This window comes from Caulobacter rhizosphaerae, assembly GCF_010977555.1.
GTDB classification, from domain to species: Bacteria; Pseudomonadota; Alphaproteobacteria; order Caulobacterales; family Caulobacteraceae; genus Caulobacter; species Caulobacter rhizosphaerae.
Genome location: NZ_CP048815.1, coordinates 4,568,448 through 4,586,629 on the forward strand (window position 1 = coordinate 4,568,448; position 18,182 = coordinate 4,586,629).

Here is an 18,182-nt window from a genome sequence, read left to right on the forward strand (position 1 = left end):
CGCCCCTGACTTCATCCAGGACGCCTCCATGATCGCCACGACCCGCCGCGCCGCCCTGCTGTCGGCCTTCGCCACCATCGGGGCCGCGGCGCTGGCTAGGCCGGCTTTCGCAAGGCAGACGGGCAAGGCCGGGGCGGCCGTCGACCAGTTCGCCCAGGAGGTCATGGCGGCCTTCCCCGACGAGCCGGGCCTGGGGATCACCGTGGTCGAGGACGGCGAGATCACCCTGGCCAAGGGCTATGGCGTGCGCCGCCTGGGCGGGCCCGACAGGGTCACCGACTCCACCCTGTTCGGCGTGGCCTCCAACACCAAGGCCTTCACCGCCGCCGCCCTGGCCATGCTGGTCGAGGAGGGCAAGCTGGCCTGGGACGACCCGGTCACCAAATACCTGCCCGCTTTCGAGATGAGCGACCCGATCGTCACCCGGCTGATGACCGTGCGTGACCTGCTGTGTCACCGCTCGGGCCTGACCCTGGGGGCCGGCGACCTGATGATCTGGCCCAATCCCACCCACACGCGGGCCGACATCGTCGCGGGGCTGAAATACCTGCCGATCGGCGGCCAGTTCCGGGGCGGCTACGCCTACGACAACGTGCTGTACGTGGCGGCCGGCGAGGTGATCGCCGCCCTGACCGGCGCGCCGTGGGAGGTCTTCATCCAGAAGCGGATCCTGGACCCGCTGAAGATGACCGACAGCGTGCCCCTGCCTTCGCTGATCGGAAACCGGCCGCGGGCCGAGCCGCACGCGCGGATGGGGCCGCCGGTGCGCGGCCTGGGTCCGCAGACCGTCCTGCCGTTCGATGGCAGCTTCGACTCGGCCGGCGCCGCCGGCGGCCTCAACGCCAGCCCGCGCGACATCGGCAAGTGGATGCAGGTCCAGCTGGGCCTGGGCACGACGCCGGGCGGGGTGAAGCTGTGGACCGAGGCCTCTGGCCGCGAGATGTGGAAGCCCCAGACCATCACCGCCTGGTCGGACGGCCCGACCGCCGACAACCCCGTGCGCGCCAGCCTGCAGGCCTACGCCCTGGGCTGGTTCGTCAACGACCATCGCGGCGAGAAGATCGTCTGGCACACCGGCGGCCTGGCCGGCTTCATCTCCTATACCGGCCTGCTGCCGGGCCGGAAGTCGGGGATCATGGTGATGACCAACGCCGAGGAGACGCCGGTCTTCCGCAGCTTGCGCTACGGCGGCCCCGACCGGCTGCAGGGGCGCAGCGACTTCGACTGGATCGCCTCCAGCAAGAAGGTCCAGGCCGAGTCCGAGGCCAAGCTGGTCAAGGACGCGGCCGAGGCCATGACCCCCAAGGGCGGCGGCGCGCCTCCCACCCTGCCGCTGGCGGCCTATGCCGGGACCTATCGCGATCCCTGGTACGGCGCGGTGACGGTTTCCGTCGCTGGGAAGGGCAAGAAGACGTCGCTGAAGATCGCCTTCGACAAGACCCCAGCGCTGAAGGGCGCCCTGGAAACCTTCGACGGCGACACCTTCAAGACCCGCTTCGACGACCGCTCGCAGGAGGACGCCTTCGTGGTGTTTTCGGTCAAGGACGGCGCGGTGACCGGGGCCACGATGCGCGCGGTCTCGCCCCTGGCGGACTTTTCGTATGACTATCAGGATCTGAAGCTGGTGAAGATCTGATCCCCCGTCATTCTTGGACTTGTTCCGAGGACCCCTGGGTCCGCCTAGTTGCCGTCACAGGTCTGGCCGCGACCTCTACGCTCCACGGATCATCCTTCTTCTCAGCTGGACCAGGGGTCCTCGGAACAAGTCCGAGGATGACGGCGGTGGGGGTGCGGGCCGCGATAACCAGAACACTTGCAGAACACGAACATTGATCGCAAACTCTCCTCATGGAGGAGCGTTATCCCTGGATCGCCGTCTACATCCTCAGCGACCACTATCGTGGCACGCTCTATATCGGCGTGACCAGCGACCTGATCAGCCGCGTCATCAAGCATCGCGAGGGCGTCTTCGACGGCTTCACCAAGCAATACGGCCTTCATCGTCTGGTCTGGTACGAAACGTTCGGTTCGATGACCGAGGCCATCCAGCGCGAGAAGACGCTTAAGCACTGGGTGCGGGACTGGAAGATCAACCTGATCGAGCGGGATAATCCCTGCTGGAACGACCTGTTCGACCCGATCGTCAACTGGACGCCGGTTCCGCGCCAGGTGTGATCCCCTCCTCGTCATCCTCGGACTTGTTCCGAGGACCCCTGCTTCAACCGAGGTGAAGGTCGATCCGTGGGGCGGTGAGATCGCGGCAGAACCTGCGACGGCAACTAGGCGGACCTAGGGGTCCTCGGAACAAGTTCGAGGATGACGGGCGTTCCGACCCAACCCCAGCCCGACAATTGCAGGTTGCACGGCGTTCGTCCCGAAAGAGCACACGCCATGCCGCCCAGCCGTCGTCGTCCCCCTCGCGCCTTCGCCGAAACCGAAACCGGCGGGGCGGCGGTCGAGAACGCGCTGGTGCTGAGCCTGACGGCGGTGATGATCTACGCCTTCAAGACGACCAGCGGCGTCGCGGCCCTGCTCAAGACGTTCCAGCAGGCGATGGCGGCGATCCTGCGCGCCCTGGGCTAAACCGGCCGCCACCCCTCGGCGATCAGTTGGATCTGCTTGTCCATCGTCGCCGACAGTTCGGTCGCCGAGGCCTGGCGGCTGGCGGCCAGACGGTAGTTCCAGGCATAGGCGGCCTTGAGCAGGTCGATGACCAGTTGCGGGTCCAGGTCGGGGCGGACGTCGCCACGGGCGACTCCCTCCTCCAGCACCTCGCGCAGCATCTGGGTCAGGCGCTCGTTGCGGCCGTAGGGCGTGACGCCCGGATCCGGACTGGGGCTGTAGGAGGCGGCGATGTGGGCCAGGAACAGCTTCACCCGCCGGGTTTCGAACTCGTAGTGGATGGCGAAGATCGAGCAAAGCCGATCCGCCGTCGAGCCGCGCAGGTACGGCACGACCCGGTCGAACTCGGCATAGAGCTCGCCCAGGCGCCGATCCATGACATGGCTGAGCACCTCCGCCTTGGACGCGAAGGTGGTGAACACGCTGCCGACCGAAACCCCCGCCCGTTCGGCGATGGCCCGGATGGTGGTCTCTTCGTACCCCGTCTCGTTGAACAGGTCGCGCGCCGCCTCAAGCACTTTTTCGCGCGTCGCCTGTTTCTGATCGTCTCTCACGCCCACGCACTTTCCCCCCGGATAGTCTGCGTCGCTTTTATTGTTCCGGGGGCGGCGCTCCGGCAAAGAGCGTCCGCCCCCGGCCGTAATCTTATGCGCGCGCGCCCGCCAGAATGACTTTCAGTTGATCTGAAAGTCGCGACAGCAGCGCCTCGACCGACCAGGCGTCAAAAATCGCCCGGCGGTAATTGGCGACATACACGTCCCAGATGATCTCGGCGAGCAGCTTAACGTCCGCGTCCGTTTTCAGTTCACCGCGCTCGACGCCGCGGGTCAGAACACCGTTCAACAGGGCGAAGATGTGCTTGAGGTGACCGCGATTGCGGCGCTCGGCGGTTTCCGAACGGGTCCACGACACGGCGATGCTGGCCTGCAGCAGCGGCAGCTGCTCGACGTGGAAGCCGTAGGCGACGGCGAACATGCCGATCACGCCTTCTTCCACCGTGGCGGCGTTGACGCCGGCCTGCTTCATCTGGGCGTAGATGACTTCGTAGTCGGCGGTCAGGATCTCGTCGAACAGCTCGCTCTTGTCGGAGAAGCTGGCGAACACCGCGCCGGTCGACATGCCGGCGGCCTGGGCGATGTCGCGGATGGTCGCGCCTTCATAGCCGCGCTCGGTGAACAGGCGACGGGCGGCCGACAGGACCCGCTCGCGGGTGCGCTGCTTGGCCAGGGCCCGGCGCGTCAGCTTGACGGGGGCGTCGGTCGGCGACTCGATGTTCAGGGATACAAAGCTCATTCCACAGTCTCCAGGCGAGCAAGCGCGGCTTCGGCGCGCTTCTCGAATTCGAGGCAATATTCATCAACGACGCTGGTCAGGACGTCGGCGTAGCGGCGCGCCAGGGCGCGCCCGTCCTGCGCGGCGTCGCGCAGGTCGGTGATCAGTTGGCGGACTTCAGCCATGGCGTCTTCGCGTTCGGACGCGGAGAAGTCGGCGGCGGCGATATGGGCGCCCCGGGCCATTCTGTTTCTCCTGCCTCCCCGCTGAAAAAGGCGCTGACATGACCTGCGGTGAGGAGGTGATCATGTTCAACGAACGCACACTTGAATTGGAAGGTGGCGCGTTTATCCCGTGCCGCAAGGGTGCGCAACCGAAAAACCTAATCAGAATCACCTAACAGCAACGTTTATAGGATGTATGGTATCGTTAGCAGTCGGTCACTGCGACAAATGCGCTCAACGAACAGGGTCGCCGAATGACGATATGGAACTTCGCGGCCGATCTAGGTCCGACTGGCGACGGGATTAGGGCGCGCTCTGGCCAAGCCTGAAGCAAGCGCCTAGCTTGCGGCCATGAGCCACCTGTTCGATTTCCTGGTCCCGATCGTGCTCGCCGCGGTGCTGATCACGCTGTGCGTCGGCATCTACGCCCTGTTCCGCGGCGGCGATTTTGGGCGTTCCTATTCCAACAAGCTGATGCGCCTGCGCGTGGCGCTGCAGTTCCTGGCCGTGCTGGTGCTGGTCGCCGCCTTCTGGTGGCGCACCCACTGAACACTTGGGAACCCCCACTGAAACGCGACGGCCATCCTGCTTGCGGGATAGGAACGGCCGTCGCGCCTAAGCTGTTGAACGCATAAGCTACTGAACGCCTAAGCTCGGAGCGGCTAGGGGGAAGGCGCTCCGGTAAGGCGAGTAGAGCGCAGCGGCGCACCGATAGCGATAGGACAACTTGTCCTGGGGCAAGTTGTCATTCGACAGCCTGGAGAGACCGCCGATGGTGACGCTGAACCGCATCTATACCCGCACCGGCGACAAGGGCCTGACGCGGCTCTCCACCGGCCAGCCGGTCAGCAAGGCCTCGCTGCGAGTCGAGGCCTATGGCGGGGTCGACGAGACCAACGCCTTCATCGGCGTGGCCCGTCAGCACACCAGGGCCGACCCCGAGCTCGACGCCCTGCTCGAGCGCATCCAGAACGACCTGTTCGACCTGGGCGCCGACCTGGCCACTCCCGAGCAGAACGAGAAGCCCGACTGGGAGCCGCTGCGCGTGGTCGACAGCCAGGTCGAGCGGCTGGAGCGCGAGATCGACGCCATGAACGCGCGGCTCTCCCCCCTGACCTCGTTCGTCCTGCCGGCCGGCAGCCCGGCCGCGGCGGCCCTGCACGTGGCCCGCACGGTCTGCCGCCGGGCCGAGCGCGGCCTGGTGGAGTTGATGGCCGTCGAGGGCGAGATCGTCGGCGAACCGGCCCTGCGCTACCTGAACCGCCTGTCGGACCTGCTGTTCGTCGCCGCCCGCCGCGCCAATGACGACGGCGCCGCCGACGTGCTGTGGAAACCGGGGGCGACGCGATAGAGGAAGCGTTCTACTTCGCCGGCCGGCTGGCCGACGGACCTTCCATCTTCTTGGGATCGGTGTTGATCGGCGGCACGTTGAGCGGCCGCTGGGTCAGGGTCTCGATCGAGTAGATCTTGGCGCACTTCATCCAGCGCCCGGCCCAGGCGTAGTCCGACCCGCGCGCGACGCAGCGGTCCCGCGGCCAGACGTAGAAGTAGTGGAAGCAGAAGACGCTGAGAGTCGCGCCGAGGAACACGGCGAAGAAGATCTTCTGCAGGCGAGGGATGGTGCTCTTCATGGCCGCCTCATACTGGCCCGTCGCGTGGCTGGCCAGAGGCTAAAGCGCCGATCCACGGCGGCCGTTCGCCTATGCGCTCAGTGTGCGCCGCAGCAGACGTGGGGCGCGAACTATCCTACGACTGTTTGAACGTAGCGATCGCGAATGCATTACGCTTACGTCAGGGGAAACTTGCAAACCTGCGTGGACGCGCTAATTCCGTCGGCGCAGGCAGGAAAAACTAGCCAGGAGGCGGCGTAGACCGATGAAGGTTCTGGTCCCGGTCAAACGGGTTATCGATTACAATGTGAAGGTCCGGGTGAAGCCCGATCAGACCGGCGTCGACCTGGCGAACGTCAAGATGTCGATGAACCCCTTCTGCGAGATCGCGGTCGAGGAAGCCGTCCGCCTCAAGGAAAAGGGCGTCGCGACCGAAGTCGTGATCGTCTCAATCGGCCCGCAGCAGGCGCAGGAAACCATCCGCACCGCCCTGGCCATGGGCGGCGACCGCGGGATCCTGATCACCACCGACGCCGACCCCGAGCCGCTGGCCGTGGCCAAGCTGCTGGCGGCCGTGGTCGCCGAGGAAGCGCCCCAACTGGTGCTGATGGGCAAGCAGGCCATCGACGGCGACAACAACGCCGTGGGGCAGATGCTGTCGGCCCTGCTGGGCTGGCCCCAGGCCACCTACGCCTCGGCGATCGAGGTGTCGGGCGCGACCGCCAAGGTCACCCGCGAAGTCGACGGGGGCCTGCAGACCCTGGACGTCGACCTGCCCGCCGTCGTCACCGCCGACCTGCGCCTGAACGAGCCGCGCTACGCCTCCTTGCCCAACATCATGAAGGCCAAGAAGAAGGAAATCGCGCAGAAGGCCGTCGCCGACTACGGCGTCGACGTCGCCCCGCGCCTCAAGGTCGTCAAGGTGGCCGAACCGGCCAAGCGCTCGGCCGGCGTCAAGCTCGAATCCGCCGCCGACCTCGTCTCCAAGCTCAAAACCGCGGGGGTGCTGTAATGGCCGTTCTCGTCGTCGCCGATAACGACAACACGCACCTGCGCGATGGCACCCACAAAACCGTCACCGCCGCTCTGAAGCTGTCGAGCGAGGTCGATATCCTGGTCCTCGGCCAGGGCGTGGCCGGCGTCGCCGCCGAGGCCGCCAAGATCGCCGGCGTCCGCAAGGTGCTGGTCTCCGAGAGCCAGGCCCTGGGCCACGGGATCGCCGAGGCGGAAGCCGACGCGGTGCTGGCCCTGGCCGGCGCCTATGACGCCATCCTGGTTCCGGCCACCTCGGGCGGCAAGAACTTCGCCCCGCGTGTCGCCGCCAAGCTGGACGTCGCCCCGATCAGCGACATCGTCGACGTCGTCTCGGCCGACACCTTCACGCGCCCGATCTATGCCGGCAACGCGCTGGAGACCGTCCAGACCTCGGACGCCAAGAAGGTGATCACCGTGCGTCCCACCGCCTTCGCGGCGGCGGGCGAAGGCGGCTCGGCCCCGGTCGAGACCGTGGGCGGCGCTGAAGCCGGCAAGACCCGCTTCGTCAGCGAGGAGATGGTCAAGTCGGACCGCCCGGAACTGGCCGCGGCCAAGATCGTCGTCTCGGGCGGCCGCGCCATGGGCTCGGCCGAGGAGTTCCAGAAGGTGATCGAGCCCCTGGCCGACAAGCTGGGCGCCGCCGTCGGGGCCTCGCGCGCCGCGGTCGACGCGGGCTACGCGCCCAACGACTACCAGGTCGGCCAGACCGGCAAGGTGGTCGCGCCGGCGCTGTACGTCGCCATCGGCATTTCGGGCGCCATCCAGCACCTGGCCGGCATGAAGGACAGCAAGATCATCGTCGCGATCAACAAGGACGCCGACGCCCCGATCTTCCAGATCGCCGACTACGGCCTGGTGGCCGACTACAAGTCCGCCGTGCCGGAACTGATGGACGCCCTGACGGCGGCCGGGAAGTAAGGCTTTCACGTTCGAGCGAAGACAGGAAAGGCCCGGGAGCGATCCCGGGCCTTTTTCTTTGAGCCTTGTTGCGCACCGCGCACCGGAATCGGCAAAACATGTTAGATGATTAGGTATTCTCAATGCGCACGGGCCGATCAAGGTTACTGATTATGTCGCCTCGTAAGCCTTCAGCGTGCGCTCACCTCCGGTAGATTTGACGTCATTGATGAATTGGCAGGCTTTCATCGACGAGAGCGTAGACGATGAGTTTATCGTTTTTGCTGGGTATATTGCGACCGCAGAGAAGTGGGAGGCTTTCTCGGCTGAATGGGAAAGACTCCTCCCGTATGCCTCTCTTGCAAAAGACAACTCATACCAGTTTAAAATGAGCTCCATGGCCATCAACAGTGAGAGGATGGATCGCGCACGAGCTTTTTACAGGGTTATAAAAAACCACGCCCAAGTAGGATTTGTCAGCATCCTCAGAATTTCGGACTACGAAAGCGCAAAAACAAATATCTTAGTATATGATAACGAGAAAAAATCCGATGTAATTCTTCCATATCCCATCTTAAATAATCCATATGTATTTATGGCTTCATTTAGCATGCTTTGGCTTTGGGCTGGAAAAGATAGATTTAACCTCATAAAGGAAATACAGCCACACCATGTGGTGTCGTTTTGTTTCGACGAAAGATCAGACAAGAAACACATAAGTGATTCTTACGAAACTATTCGCTCCGCCTTTCCTGCGGAGCACATTCTCAGCCCACCTCCAAGGTTTGAGAACGACCAAAAGTTCCTTCCCCTTCAAGCCGCTGATTTTCAAGCTTATTGGGCCAGAGAAGGCGCACATGGAAGACCGCTTCCATGGCCTATGATCGATACTGGCATGCAATTTCTGAGAATAAAAAACACAGAAGATGCCATATTCTCAGGTCTAAGACAATGGATTCGCCTAAAGTATGGCAATCGTTATGAGATAGTCGACCGTCGCCACATGCTTGGATGAGAGCGTTCCTGCAACTAGCCTAGGATGAATGTCCGCATCCTGGCTCTGGCGCGAACTTCCTTTTGATCCCTACGATTGTCGTCCCGGATAGATCCGGCGAATGCCGAGCGCAGATCCGGGATGACAACACAATAGGGCAGCCTGAACGGGCCCCACCTCCCTTATCCTAGCGAAAATCGGGATAAGGGCATTATTTTTGGAGCGCATCCCCCTCATTTGGGGCTGTGGATCGGCACGCTGGCCGCCCAAGGCGCCGCGGCGTCGGGCAGCGGGGCCGACAGCTTGTCGACCGAGGCGAACAGGAAGGACAGCACGGCGACGCCGGAGATCAGAAGCAGTTTCATCGGAGCACCTGTGAGCATGGGTTTCGGCCGCATCGGCCTTACCCCTGCAAGATGCCCTTTCCGTGTGGGCTTTACGAACGATGGTATCTGCGCGAACTTGTCAGCCAGACTAACAAGCTGAAGCCAACCATGCGCCTGCCGCCGTTCCTGACCCTGACCGCTCTTGAGGCCGCCGCCCGCCATCGCAGCTACAGCCGCGCGGCCCGCGAGCTGTTCGTCACCCACGGCGCCGTCAGCCAGCAGATCCGCAAGCTGGAGGACGAGCTGGGGACTAAGCTGTTCGTGCGCCAGGGCAACGCCATGGTCCCCACCGCCACCGGCCAACGCCTGGCCGGCCAGGTCGCCGAGGCCCTGACCACCCTGCGAGCCGGGGTCGACGAGGCCCGGCTGGCGGCCAGCGGCCCGCTGGTGATCAGCTCCAGCGCCGCCTTCGCCCGGGGCTGGCTGGTCACGCGCCTGGCGCGCCTGGCCGAGGAACTGGACGAGCCGGACCTGATCGTCCGGGCCGAGGACCGGGTGGCCGACCTGACCACCGACGGCGTCGACATCGCCCTGCGCTTCGGCTGTGGCGTCTGGCCCGGCGTGGAGTCGGCCACCCTGATGATCGAGCGGATCTTTCCGGTCTGCAGCCCCGACTTCCTGGCCCGCCATCCGATCGCCGAGCCGCGCGACCTGCTGGACGTTCCCCTGCTGCGGCACGTGGGCCTGCCCTGGTCGATCTGGCTGACGGCCATGGGTGTCGACGAGGCCCCGCGCCAGCAGGGGCTGGGCTTCGAGGACACCGCCCTGATGCTCGACACCGCCGCCCACGGGGTGGGCGTGGCCCTGGCCCGCAGCGGCCTGGCCGAGCGCGACCTGCGCGAAGGCCGCCTGGTCCGTCCGTTCTCCGGCGAGGTGACGGTCGAGACCGGCAACCACTTCGTCTGGCGGGCCGACAGCCCGAAACTGGCGCGGATCCTGAAGCTGCGCGACTGGTTCCTGGCCGAGACGGCGGGGTTGCGGGGGTAGGATAGCTCCGCGCTATCCCCTTTTATACACTCGTCATTCCCGCCCTTGTGGCGGGAACCCCTGGGCCCGCTGACGGTGAAACGAAATGGCGCGCCAGCGCGCCACACCCCGCACCTGCGGCGGATAAAGGGGTTCCCGCCACACGGGCGGGAATGACGGACAGAGGGGATAGCGACGAACGTCAGTCAGCCGGGCGCCTCCCCGTCCCCTCGATCACCTCGCCCATCCCGTCGGCGAACTTGCGCATCAGCCGCACCAACTCGTCGAACTCGCCCGGGCTCCAGTCGCGGAACAGCGCCAGGGCCATGCGCCCGCGCGCGGCGTCGACGGCGTCGGTGGCCGCCTTGCCCTGGGGGGTGATCACCGCCTCGCGTACCCGGCGGTCGGCCTGGCCGGCCCGGCGCAGGACCAACCCCAGCTCCTCCAGCCGCGCCACCTGGCGGCTGACCGTGGTGTGGTCTCGCCCCACCCGCCCAGCCAGGTCGACCACCCCGATCGGCCCCAGCCGCTCGACCAGCACCAGCAGCGGGAACAGGGCGCGCTCCAGCGACAGCCCCGCCCTTTCCAGCATTGCCGCGTCGTTCTCGGGCCGGTTCAGCGCGCTGGCGATGTCGATCAGCGACCGGTGAAGCTGCGGCATGGCCTGCAGGATATGTGTATTTTGCACGTTATTTGTTGACACGCGTCCGACGACCTCGATATGTGTGCGCAATACACATATCGAGGCGACCATGAACAAGCAAGCGGCCATCGAGGTCCTGATCTGCGGCGCCGGCGCGGCCGGCCTGACCCTGGCCATCGACCTGGCGCGGCGCGGCGTGTCGCTGCGGCTGATCGATAAGCTGCCGGCCCCGTTCGCCGGCTCGCGCGGCAAGGGGATCCAGCCCCGCACCCAGGAGGTGTTCGAGGACCTGGGCGTCCTCGACCGGATGGTCGCGGCCGGCGGACTCTACCCGCCGCAGCGGCTGCACCGCGCCGATGGGACCTCCATCGACAGCCAGGAGATCGCCCTGGCCCCGCCGACCGTCGAGGAGCCCTATCGCATGCCGCTGATGGTCCCCCAGTTCCGCACCGAGGCGGTGCTGCGCGAGCGCCTGGCCGAGCTGGGCGGCGCGGTCGCGTACGGCTGCGAACTGACCGGCTTTACCCAGGACGCCGAGGGCGTCACGGCTACGGTCGCCGGGCCGGACGGCATCGAGACCGTCCGCTGCCGCTACCTCGTGGGCGGCGACGGCGGCCGCTCGTTCGTGCGCCGGGCGCTCGGGATCGGCTTCCCTGGCCAGACCCTGGGGGTGCGGGCCGTCGTCGCCGACATCGAGCTGGACGGCCTGTCGCGCGACGCCTGGCACCGGTCGAGCGAAGGCGACATGAGCCGGCAGATCAGCTTCTGCCCCCTGCCCCGCACCGACCTGTTCCAGCTGCAGGCGCCGATCCCGCCGGAGGGCGAAGGGGGCGAGGTCGAGCTGTCCGCGGCCGGTCTGCAGGCCTTCATCGACGCGCGCTGGCCGAACGGCGGCCTGACGGTGGGGCGCGTCGCCTGGGCCTCGGCCTACAGCATGAACGCCCGCCTGGCCGACCGCTACCGCGTGGGCCGCGTGCTGCTGATGGGCGACGCCGCCCACATCCACCCGCCGACCGGCGGCCAGGGCCTGAACACCAGCCTGCAGGACGCCTATAGCCTGGGCTGGAAGCTGGCGGCCGTGCTGGCCGGCGCGCCCGACGCCCTGCTCGACACCTACGAGGAAGAACGCCGCCCGATCGCCGCTAGCATGCTCGGATTGGCCACGGACCTGCTGGACAAGGCCCGGCAGGGCGACATGAAGCGCGGCCGCGAGGTGCACCAGCTGGACCTGGGTTACCGGCTCTCGTCCCTGGCCATGGCCTCGCCGGCTAACCGCCCCGAGACCGCCCTGCAGCCGGGCGACCGCGCCCCCGACGGCGTGCTGCGCGGCGCGGCCGGGCGTCCCACCCGGCTGTTCGACCTGCTGGCCGGCCCGCACTGGACCTTGGTGGCCCGGACGACCGACTCGGCCCGCCTGCCCGCCCCGCGTCCGGGCCTGCGCGTCCACACGGTCGGCGAGGACGGTGCGTTCCAGGACCCCGACGACGCCCTGGGCGCGACCTACGGCCTGGCCGACGGCGACCTGGTGCTGATCCGGCCGGACGGCTATGTCGGCGCGATCCTGCCCGCCGCCGACGGCGCGCGGCTGGAGGCCTATCTGGCGGACGTGGGCCTGGCGTCGGCGCGAGCCCCGCACGCTCGGGCGGCGTGAACTTCGCGATGGCTTGACGGGGATTCCTGCGCTAGCGGTCGGGCTCAAGCCCGCTGCGGAGTTCCCGATGCCCTTCGTCACCCATCGCGGCCAGCGCATTCACTACACCGTCGAGGGCGAGGGCCCGCTGGTCGTCCTGCAGCACGGCCTGTTCATGGACGCCGCCAGCTGGAAGGCCAATGGCATGGTCGACGCCCTGGTCGGCCGCCACCGCGTCGTCTGCGTCGACTCCCTGGGCCACGGCCTCAGCGACAAGCCCGCCGACCCGGCCCTCTACGCCCAGGACCAGCGGGCCGGCGACCTGGCCGCGGTGATCGACGCCCTGGGCGAAGAGAAGGCCGCCGTGCTCGGCTATTCGATGGGCGCGTGGATGACGGTGGGGCTGGCCAAGCATCATCCGGAAAAAGTATCGCGCCTGGTGGTCGGCGGCTGGGACCTGCTGAACGGGGTTCCCAAGACCCCGAACGGGCCGCTGACCTTCGACCTGTTCTGGGCCTTCGCCCGCGCCACGGCCCCGGCGCTGGTCGCCTGGGTGACGCCGGAGATCGAGCCGGCCATGCGCGCCTGTTTCGAGGCCCTGGCCCAGCTGGACGGCGCGCGCCAGGCCGTCCTGGACGGCGGCTTCCCGGTGCTGCTGTGGGACGGCGACCAGGACGCCTACGCCCTGCCGATGCAGGCCTTCGCCGCCGCCGAGGGCCTGCCGTTCCTCTCCAGCCCCGGCGGTCACGTGCCGGCGATCGAGGCGCCTGGGCCCGAGACGGTGGCGGCCCTGGCGGCGTTCCTGGCGGGGTAGCTCAGGCGAAGGCCAAACGCAGCGCATAGCGAAGGGGCGTACGCCCGGTGATGTAGAGCCGCTGGCCGGGGAGTTGCAGGCGTCCGCCGGCCCAGCTGTAGGTCTCGCCGGCACTGACCTTCACCACGCCTTCGCCGTTGCCGGGCCCGATCAGCAGGCGCTCGTCGCCCAGGCGGTAGCTGGCCTGCCCCTCAACCAGGTGGAAGCCGCCGTCGGCCAGCGGGCGGGCGCCCTCCAGGACCCCGCCGTCGCGCAGGGTCAGCTCCAGGGTCATGTCGACCGCCTCCTCCCCCGTGCTTTCGAACAGCAGGCCGTAGCCGTCCGGCTCGGGCCTGACCAGGATCCGGACGCCCAGCCGGTGGAAGGTCGCGGGCCGATGGCTGAAATCGAGCGCGCTGGTGAAGCGTCCGTCGATCGAGGGGCTCAGGGCGTAGGCGCCGCCCGGCCGGCGCCGGTCGGCCGGCATCGGCTGGTAGTAGGGCACGGCCAGTTCGCCGCCCAGGCGGACGGCGCCGTCGGGCTCCATCGCGATCTCGGACGGGCGGAAATGGCCCATGTTGAAGAAGTCCGGGATCAGCCGCACCGCGTCCACCACCAGGCCGCCCTTCCACAGCCGCATCAGCGTGGGGTTGGTGGCCAGTCCCGAGCCGATCGTGTTGTAGAACGCCGAGGGCGCGCCGTCGGCATACCAGTCGCTGCCGGCGTACAGGCTGGCGGTGATCGGGCCGCGCCGTTGGCGCACGAGCCCCACGGTCTTGAACTGACGACCCAGGTCGAGGAACGGCGGGGCTTCCGCCGGCAGGGGTCGCGCGAGTTCGGGCGTGTCGATGAAGTCGGCCAGGACGTCGGCCAGCCGGCCGTTGTCGTTGCGCTCGATCCAGCGCGCCACGCCGGCGAAACGGCGATCGCCGTCCAGCAGGGCCAGTTCGCGGAACTGCAGATAGTAGGCGTGCAGGGTCTGCCGACGCTGATCCTGGTCCTGGCGACGCGCCTGCACCGTCTCCACCTCGCCCCCGAACGGCTCGGCCAGGGCGATCGTGGTGTCGAGATTGCGCCGCACGAGGTCCCGCAACCGGGCCAGGCCGGGCAGGCGGGCCAGGGCCAGCAGCGACGGGTTGCTGACCTCGGAGGCGTAGATCGCGCTTCGCTCGGAATGGAAACCGTCCGCGTCGATGTCGACGCCCTCGGCCAGCCACTGGTCGATGCGGGCCCGATAGGCGGGATCGGGGGCGACCTGGTCGATCCTGGCGAGCGCCGCGCACAGCTCCCAGCGATGGTTGGGCGTGTGGATACCGCCGGTCGCCAGGGCCGGGCCGGCCTTGCGCATCATCGCCGTCAGCCGCGCGGCGAAGGCCTGGCTCTCGGGCCGCCGGTCCGCGCGCAGGCCGGCGGCCGCCACCGCCATGTCGCCGATCAGGAAGGCGGTGTCGGGCGGCGAGTGGCGGTTGCCGGCGCTGAACGTGCCGTCGTCGTGCTGGGCGGCCTCCACCTTGGCCAGCAGCGTCTCGATCGGCCCGAGCAACGCGTCGTCGTGGAAAGCGTTCGAGCTCGGCCAGACGAACGGCGTCGTCAGGCGGCGCATCTGGCGAAGCACGCCGCGCGGGCCCCATCCGCCGCCGCCGGCGTCGGGCTTGGACAGGATCGCGGCCGCCTGCCGGTCCGCCGCGGCGGTGACCAGAGCCAGGGTCGCGGCGTCCCGGTCGCCCGCGGCCGACGCGGGAAAGGCGGCGGCGCCCGCCGTCGCGGCCGTTCCGGCGAGGAATGTTCGTCGGCGCATGGTCGGCTTCCCTGTCGGATGGATGCGGCGTCCCTACCCCCGCCGAAACCCGCGCAGCACGTTGGCCTCGGTGCTCAGCTGCAGCGTCCGGTAATCGATGCGCGGCGTGTCGGAGAACAGCAGGTAGTAGTATTTCATCTGCTCGGACCACCAGTAGCCGGGGCAGTTGTCGCCCTGGGTCATCGGCCGGGTGGTGATGTCCTTCAGGGCCGTGTAGCCGAAGGCGGCGCGGCTGGTGGCCTTCATCTGGCGATAGTGGATGGCCGCCAACCTGCGGTAACGCTCGTCCCGGTCGAGCAGCCAGAGGTTCAGGCAGGCGTCGGGATATTCCGGGCGCAGGCCCGTGGCCTTGCGGCGCGGCTGCGCCGTGGTCACGTCGATCGACTCGGGGATCACCCCGAACCTGGCCTGCAAGTCGGTGAAGGACGCCAAGTAGTCGTCGCCCTGGGCCTTGCGACCGACCTGGCCCAGCAGGCCGGCATAATAGGCGGCGAGCTCGCTCTGGGCCGTGGAGATCACGGCCCCGGTTTCGAAATCGACCATCGGGAACCACAGCCGGCCATCGTAGCGCTTGGCCTGATGGGCCAGTTGGGCGTCGACACACTCGACCGCCCAGCGCTTGCAGTCGGCGTCGCCGAACAGCTCCCAGGCGTCCCACAGGTATTCGTAGAAGCTGTCGGCATAGACGTCGATGCTGGCGTTGCGGCTGGTGAACTGGCCGGTTGTCGCGTGGAGATTGGCGGCCATCAGCCCGATCTTCGAGCGGCGGTCCAGGGCGTGGCGCATGGCGCGCTTGGCCATGTCGAAATACTTGCGGTCGCCGGTCAGCTGGCTCAGCACCCCGAATTCGGACAGGTAGGTGCCGATCTCGGCCAGGTTGGTCTCCGGGTCGCGGACCGCGCCGGTACGCAGGTTCACATAGCGCCAGGGCAGGCCGTGGGGCGAGGCCGCGAACGCCTTGGCCAGGCGGTCGGCCAGGTCGCGGGCCTTCTCCAGCAGCATGGGGTCGCCGCAAGCCAGGTGAGCCGACAGCAGGCCGCCGACCAGGCGGATATTGGTCTCGAACACCTGGGCGTCGCCGTCAACGTCGAAGTCGAGGCTCTGCCTGACCCAGTCGACCCCGGCCTGGAACTCGGCGTCCAGTCCCATGATCCACAGGGTGTCCAGCGCCTCGACCAGCGACAGGCCCAGGTCGTGGCCCTCGACGAAGAACGACGACGACGTGCCGCTGACCGGATTGATCTCGTCCTTGCCCCAGGCCTTGGCGACATAGCCCTGCCAGGCCCACTGGAACTCGGCGCGGACGTCGGCGGCCAGGGCCTTCCAGTCTTCCGCGGCGGCGGTTTCGGCGGCGAGAGCCGGGGCGGCGGCGGCCGAGGCGGCCAGGGCCAGCGCGTGGCGGCGGGAGAGGCGCAAAGGGGTCATGGACGCAACCTAGACGGAGTCTGACGCCGGTCGCCAGAGCCGCTCCACCGCCCGTTTGCGCTGCGTCGCAGCAAAGCCTTGGCGACTGTGGGGTTGCTCGTGCTAGAAAAGCGGGCATGAACGCCGGGGCGAGCGCGCGACGCCTGTCCTCGCCGCGAGCAAGGCCCAATAGCAAGGCTTGTCTGAATGACGGATATCAAGACGGTCGGCGTGATCGGCGCTGGCCAGATGGGGTCGGGCATCGCTCATGTCGTCGCCCTCGGTGGCTATGACGTGCGCCTGCATGACGTCTCGCGCGAGCGCATCGAGGCGGGCCTGGCCCTGATCGAGAAGAACCTGGCCCGCCAGGTGCATCGCGGCATCATCGACGAGTCGGCCATGAGCGCGGCCCTGGCGCGGATCACCGCCGCCGAGGACCTGGCCCTGGTCGGCGCGACCGACCTGGCCATCGAGGCGGCGACCGAGAACGAGGAGATCAAGAAGTCGATCTTCCGCAATCTCCAGCCGCACCTGGGCGAGAACACCCTGCTGGCCTCCAACACCTCGTCGATCTCGATCACCCGGCTGGCCAGCGCCACCGACCGCCCGGAGCGGTTCATCGGCCTGCACTTCATGAACCCGGTCCCGCTGATGAAGCTGGTCGAGATCATCCGCGGCATCGCCACCGACGTGCCGACCTACGAGCGGGCCGTGGCCTTCGCCAAGTCGCTGGGCAAGATCACCTCGAACGCCGAGGACTTCCCGGCCTTCATCGTCAACCGCGTGCTGGTGCCGATGATCAACGAGGCGATCTACACCCTGTACGAGGGCGTGGGCACCGTCGACGCGATCGACACCGCCATGAAGCTGGGCGCCAACCATCCGATGGGCCCGCTCGAGCTGGGCGACTTCATCGGCCTGGACACCGTGCTCAGCATCATGAACGTGCTGCACGAGGGCCTGGCCGACAGCAAGTACCGTCCCTGCCCGTTGCTGGTGAAGTATGTCGAGGCCGGCTGGCTGGGCAAGAAGGCCGGCCGCGGCTTCTACGACTACCGCGGCGAGCACCCGGTCCCGACGCGGTAGGGGCTACCAGAGGGTCGGGACGCCGTAGCCGACAAGTTGCGGTCCCGGGTGATCACCGTGGCGTTCTCAACGAGTCCCTGGGCGGCGATCAGTCGATCGAAAGGGTCGCCGTGCTGGCGCGGCAACCGCCCCGCCACCACCGCGTGGCGTGCGTCGACAGGCAACCAGGCGAAATCGAGCCGGCGCACCGCGTCCTCGATATCGGCCGGCAGGAGGCCGAGTTCGGCGCTGCGCGATCGCTTGAACTCGATCTCATAAGCGCACGCGACGCTGACCAGCACGTCGTGTCCATCAGCAATGCGGCGAGTCTCGGCGGCAGACGGCGCGACTGGGCCAAGGCCCAGATCAGGGCGTGCGTATCAGGCAGCAGCTTCATCGTCGGATGGAAAGATGGGCCCGTCGACCGCCGCCAGGGTTTCGGGATCGGGTCCGATAAAAAGGCCTTCGGGCAGGTCGAGATTCAGGTGATCCCAGACGCCGAGCTGGCGCTGGCGTTTCTCCGAAGGTCCGGCCGGCGTCGCGACCGCCAGGACCTTGCCGTCGCGGACCAACGTGACCTCCTCGCCCGCGTCGATATGGGCGAGCAGTTGATCGCGCGCGCCCGACGCATCGATGTCGACTTGGATCGTCATATCAGCAACTTAGCATGGAACATATCAAGAACCAAGCCCTGCCGCCGGCTACTGGACCGTCGAAGCGGTGCTGGTTGGGCTGATCCTCTAGGACGGCCTCAAGGGCCGCTGGCTGACGCCCTGGTGGCTGACCCTGGGCGTGGCCATCCACCTGACCATGTTCCAGGCCCCGACCTGGCCGGGCGTCGTC

22 protein-coding genes are annotated in these 18,182 nt (G+C 67.5%); 12 read left to right on the forward strand and 10 right to left on the reverse strand.

Features of this window, described 5'->3' with window-relative positions; all coding sequences use genetic code 11:
* Positions 1-28: 28 nt before the first annotated feature.
* The 3 genes from G3M57_RS20825 (at position 29) to G3M57_RS20835 (ending at position 2,583) form a co-directional block, all read left to right on the forward strand.
* On the forward strand, positions 29-1,636 hold the full coding sequence (locus G3M57_RS20825) for a serine hydrolase (protein WP_163232732.1): 1,608 nt from the start codon (positions 29-31) through the stop codon (positions 1,634-1,636).
* A 212-nt stretch (positions 1,637-1,848) separates the two neighbouring features.
* Complete coding sequence (locus G3M57_RS20830; protein ID WP_056761125.1) at positions 1,849-2,175, forward strand: GIY-YIG nuclease family protein; 327 nt, start codon at positions 1,849-1,851, stop codon at positions 2,173-2,175.
* A 216-nt stretch (positions 2,176-2,391) separates the two neighbouring features.
* Entirely contained in the window at positions 2,392-2,583 is a 192-nt protein-coding gene (locus tag G3M57_RS20835; protein WP_056761121.1) for a hypothetical protein, read from the forward strand.
* Here the strand turns inward: G3M57_RS20835 and G3M57_RS20840 are convergent.
* From G3M57_RS20840 to G3M57_RS20850, 3 genes are all read right to left on the reverse strand, one after another.
* Positions 2,580-3,182 (reverse strand): TetR/AcrR family transcriptional regulator, encoded by a 603-nt coding sequence (locus G3M57_RS20840; RefSeq protein ID WP_056761118.1) that lies wholly within the window; start codon positions 3,180-3,182, stop codon positions 2,580-2,582. The two genes, G3M57_RS20835 and G3M57_RS20840, sit on opposite strands and share 4 nt — an antisense overlap.
* A gap of 85 nt (positions 3,183-3,267) precedes the next feature.
* Positions 3,268-3,915: a TetR/AcrR family transcriptional regulator gene (locus tag G3M57_RS20845; protein ID WP_019848869.1), complete on the reverse strand. Its 648-nt coding sequence runs from the start codon at positions 3,913-3,915 to the stop codon at positions 3,268-3,270.
* Positions 3,912-4,139 carry a CC0731 family SpdR-regulated protein gene (locus G3M57_RS20850; RefSeq protein WP_056761111.1) on the reverse strand — a complete coding sequence of 76 codons (228 nt, stop codon included), beginning with the start codon at positions 4,137-4,139 and terminating at the stop codon, positions 3,912-3,914. Before G3M57_RS20850 ends, G3M57_RS20845 begins: the two co-directional genes overlap by 4 nt.
* Positions 4,140-4,469: 330 nt before the next feature.
* Here G3M57_RS20850 and G3M57_RS20855 point away from each other — a divergent pair, with 330 nt between their 5' ends.
* A complete protein-coding gene (locus G3M57_RS20855; protein WP_056761108.1) occupies positions 4,470-4,667 on the forward strand; it encodes a twin transmembrane helix small protein in 198 nt (65 codons plus the stop codon).
* Between the two features lie 223 nt (positions 4,668-4,890).
* A complete protein-coding gene (locus G3M57_RS20860) occupies positions 4,891-5,469 on the forward strand; it encodes a cob(I)yrinic acid a,c-diamide adenosyltransferase (RefSeq protein WP_163232734.1) in 579 nt (192 codons plus the stop codon).
* Positions 5,470-5,479: 10 nt separating this feature from the next.
* Here G3M57_RS20860 and G3M57_RS20865 read toward each other — a convergent pair whose 3' ends face one another.
* Positions 5,480-5,749 (reverse strand): hypothetical protein, encoded by a 270-nt coding sequence (locus G3M57_RS20865; protein WP_056761100.1) that lies wholly within the window; start codon positions 5,747-5,749, stop codon positions 5,480-5,482.
* Positions 5,750-5,993: 244 nt separating this feature from the next.
* Between G3M57_RS20865 and G3M57_RS20870 the strand changes: the two genes are divergently transcribed.
* The 3 genes from G3M57_RS20870 (at position 5,994) to G3M57_RS20880 (ending at position 8,675) form a co-directional block, all read left to right on the forward strand.
* Positions 5,994-6,740 carry an electron transfer flavoprotein subunit beta/FixA family protein gene (locus tag G3M57_RS20870; RefSeq protein WP_057184348.1) on the forward strand — a complete coding sequence of 249 codons (747 nt, stop codon included), beginning with the start codon at positions 5,994-5,996 and terminating at the stop codon, positions 6,738-6,740.
* A complete protein-coding gene (locus G3M57_RS20875; RefSeq protein WP_163232736.1) occupies positions 6,740-7,681 on the forward strand; it encodes an electron transfer flavoprotein subunit alpha/FixB family protein in 942 nt (313 codons plus the stop codon). Before G3M57_RS20870 ends, G3M57_RS20875 begins: the two co-directional genes overlap by 1 nt.
* Positions 7,682-7,889: 208 nt before the next feature.
* Positions 7,890-8,675, forward strand: coding sequence for a DUF3800 domain-containing protein (locus G3M57_RS20880; RefSeq protein WP_163232738.1), 786 nt, complete (start codon positions 7,890-7,892; stop codon positions 8,673-8,675).
* A 212-nt stretch (positions 8,676-8,887) separates the two neighbouring features.
* Here the strand turns inward: G3M57_RS20880 and G3M57_RS27770 are convergent, their stop codons facing one another.
* Complete coding sequence (locus G3M57_RS27770; RefSeq protein ID WP_269141746.1) at positions 8,888-9,019, reverse strand: hypothetical protein; 132 nt, start codon at positions 9,017-9,019, stop codon at positions 8,888-8,890.
* A gap of 129 nt (positions 9,020-9,148) precedes the next feature.
* Between G3M57_RS27770 and G3M57_RS20885 the strand changes: the two genes are divergently transcribed.
* Entirely contained in the window at positions 9,149-10,027 is an 879-nt protein-coding gene (locus G3M57_RS20885) for a LysR substrate-binding domain-containing protein (protein WP_163232740.1), read from the forward strand.
* A gap of 181 nt (positions 10,028-10,208) precedes the next feature.
* Here G3M57_RS20885 and G3M57_RS20890 read toward each other — a convergent pair whose 3' ends face one another.
* A complete protein-coding gene (locus G3M57_RS20890) occupies positions 10,209-10,694 on the reverse strand; it encodes a MarR family winged helix-turn-helix transcriptional regulator (RefSeq protein WP_230983883.1) in 486 nt (161 codons plus the stop codon).
* Between the two features lie 64 nt (positions 10,695-10,758).
* On the opposite strand from G3M57_RS20890, the gene G3M57_RS20895 reads away from it, so the two are divergent.
* Together G3M57_RS20895 and G3M57_RS20900 are read left to right on the forward strand one after the other, a co-directional pair.
* A complete protein-coding gene (locus G3M57_RS20895) occupies positions 10,759-12,300 on the forward strand; it encodes an FAD-dependent oxidoreductase (protein ID WP_163232742.1) in 1,542 nt (513 codons plus the stop codon).
* Positions 12,301-12,367: 67 nt separating this feature from the next.
* Positions 12,368-13,093 (forward strand): alpha/beta fold hydrolase, encoded by a 726-nt coding sequence (locus G3M57_RS20900; RefSeq protein ID WP_163232744.1) that lies wholly within the window; start codon positions 12,368-12,370, stop codon positions 13,091-13,093.
* A gap of 1 nt (position 13,094) precedes the next feature.
* On the opposite strand, the gene G3M57_RS20905 is transcribed toward G3M57_RS20900, so the two are convergent.
* Together G3M57_RS20905 and G3M57_RS20910 are read right to left on the reverse strand one after the other, a co-directional pair.
* Entirely contained in the window at positions 13,095-14,870 is a 1,776-nt protein-coding gene (locus G3M57_RS20905) for a hypothetical protein (protein ID WP_163232746.1), read from the reverse strand.
* 33 nt (positions 14,871-14,903) lie between these two features.
* Positions 14,904-16,295: a glycoside hydrolase family 47 protein gene (locus tag G3M57_RS20910; RefSeq protein WP_163232748.1), complete on the reverse strand. Its 1,392-nt coding sequence runs from the start codon at positions 16,293-16,295 to the stop codon at positions 14,904-14,906.
* Between the two features lie 186 nt (positions 16,296-16,481).
* Between G3M57_RS20910 and G3M57_RS20915 the strand changes: the two genes are divergently transcribed.
* Complete coding sequence (locus tag G3M57_RS20915; protein WP_056761067.1) at positions 16,482-17,360, forward strand: 3-hydroxybutyryl-CoA dehydrogenase; 879 nt, start codon at positions 16,482-16,484, stop codon at positions 17,358-17,360.
* Here the strand turns inward: G3M57_RS20915 and G3M57_RS20920 are convergent.
* Positions 17,327-17,641, reverse strand: a complete 315-nt coding sequence (locus G3M57_RS20920; protein ID WP_230983884.1) for a type II toxin-antitoxin system VapC family toxin — start codon at positions 17,639-17,641, stop codon at positions 17,327-17,329. The genes G3M57_RS20915 and G3M57_RS20920 overlap by 34 nt on opposite strands.
* 78 nt (positions 17,642-17,719) lie before the next feature.
* A complete protein-coding gene (locus G3M57_RS20925; RefSeq protein WP_056761064.1) occupies positions 17,720-17,992 on the reverse strand; it encodes a hypothetical protein in 273 nt (90 codons plus the stop codon).
* Positions 17,993-18,182 lie beyond the last annotated feature (190 nt).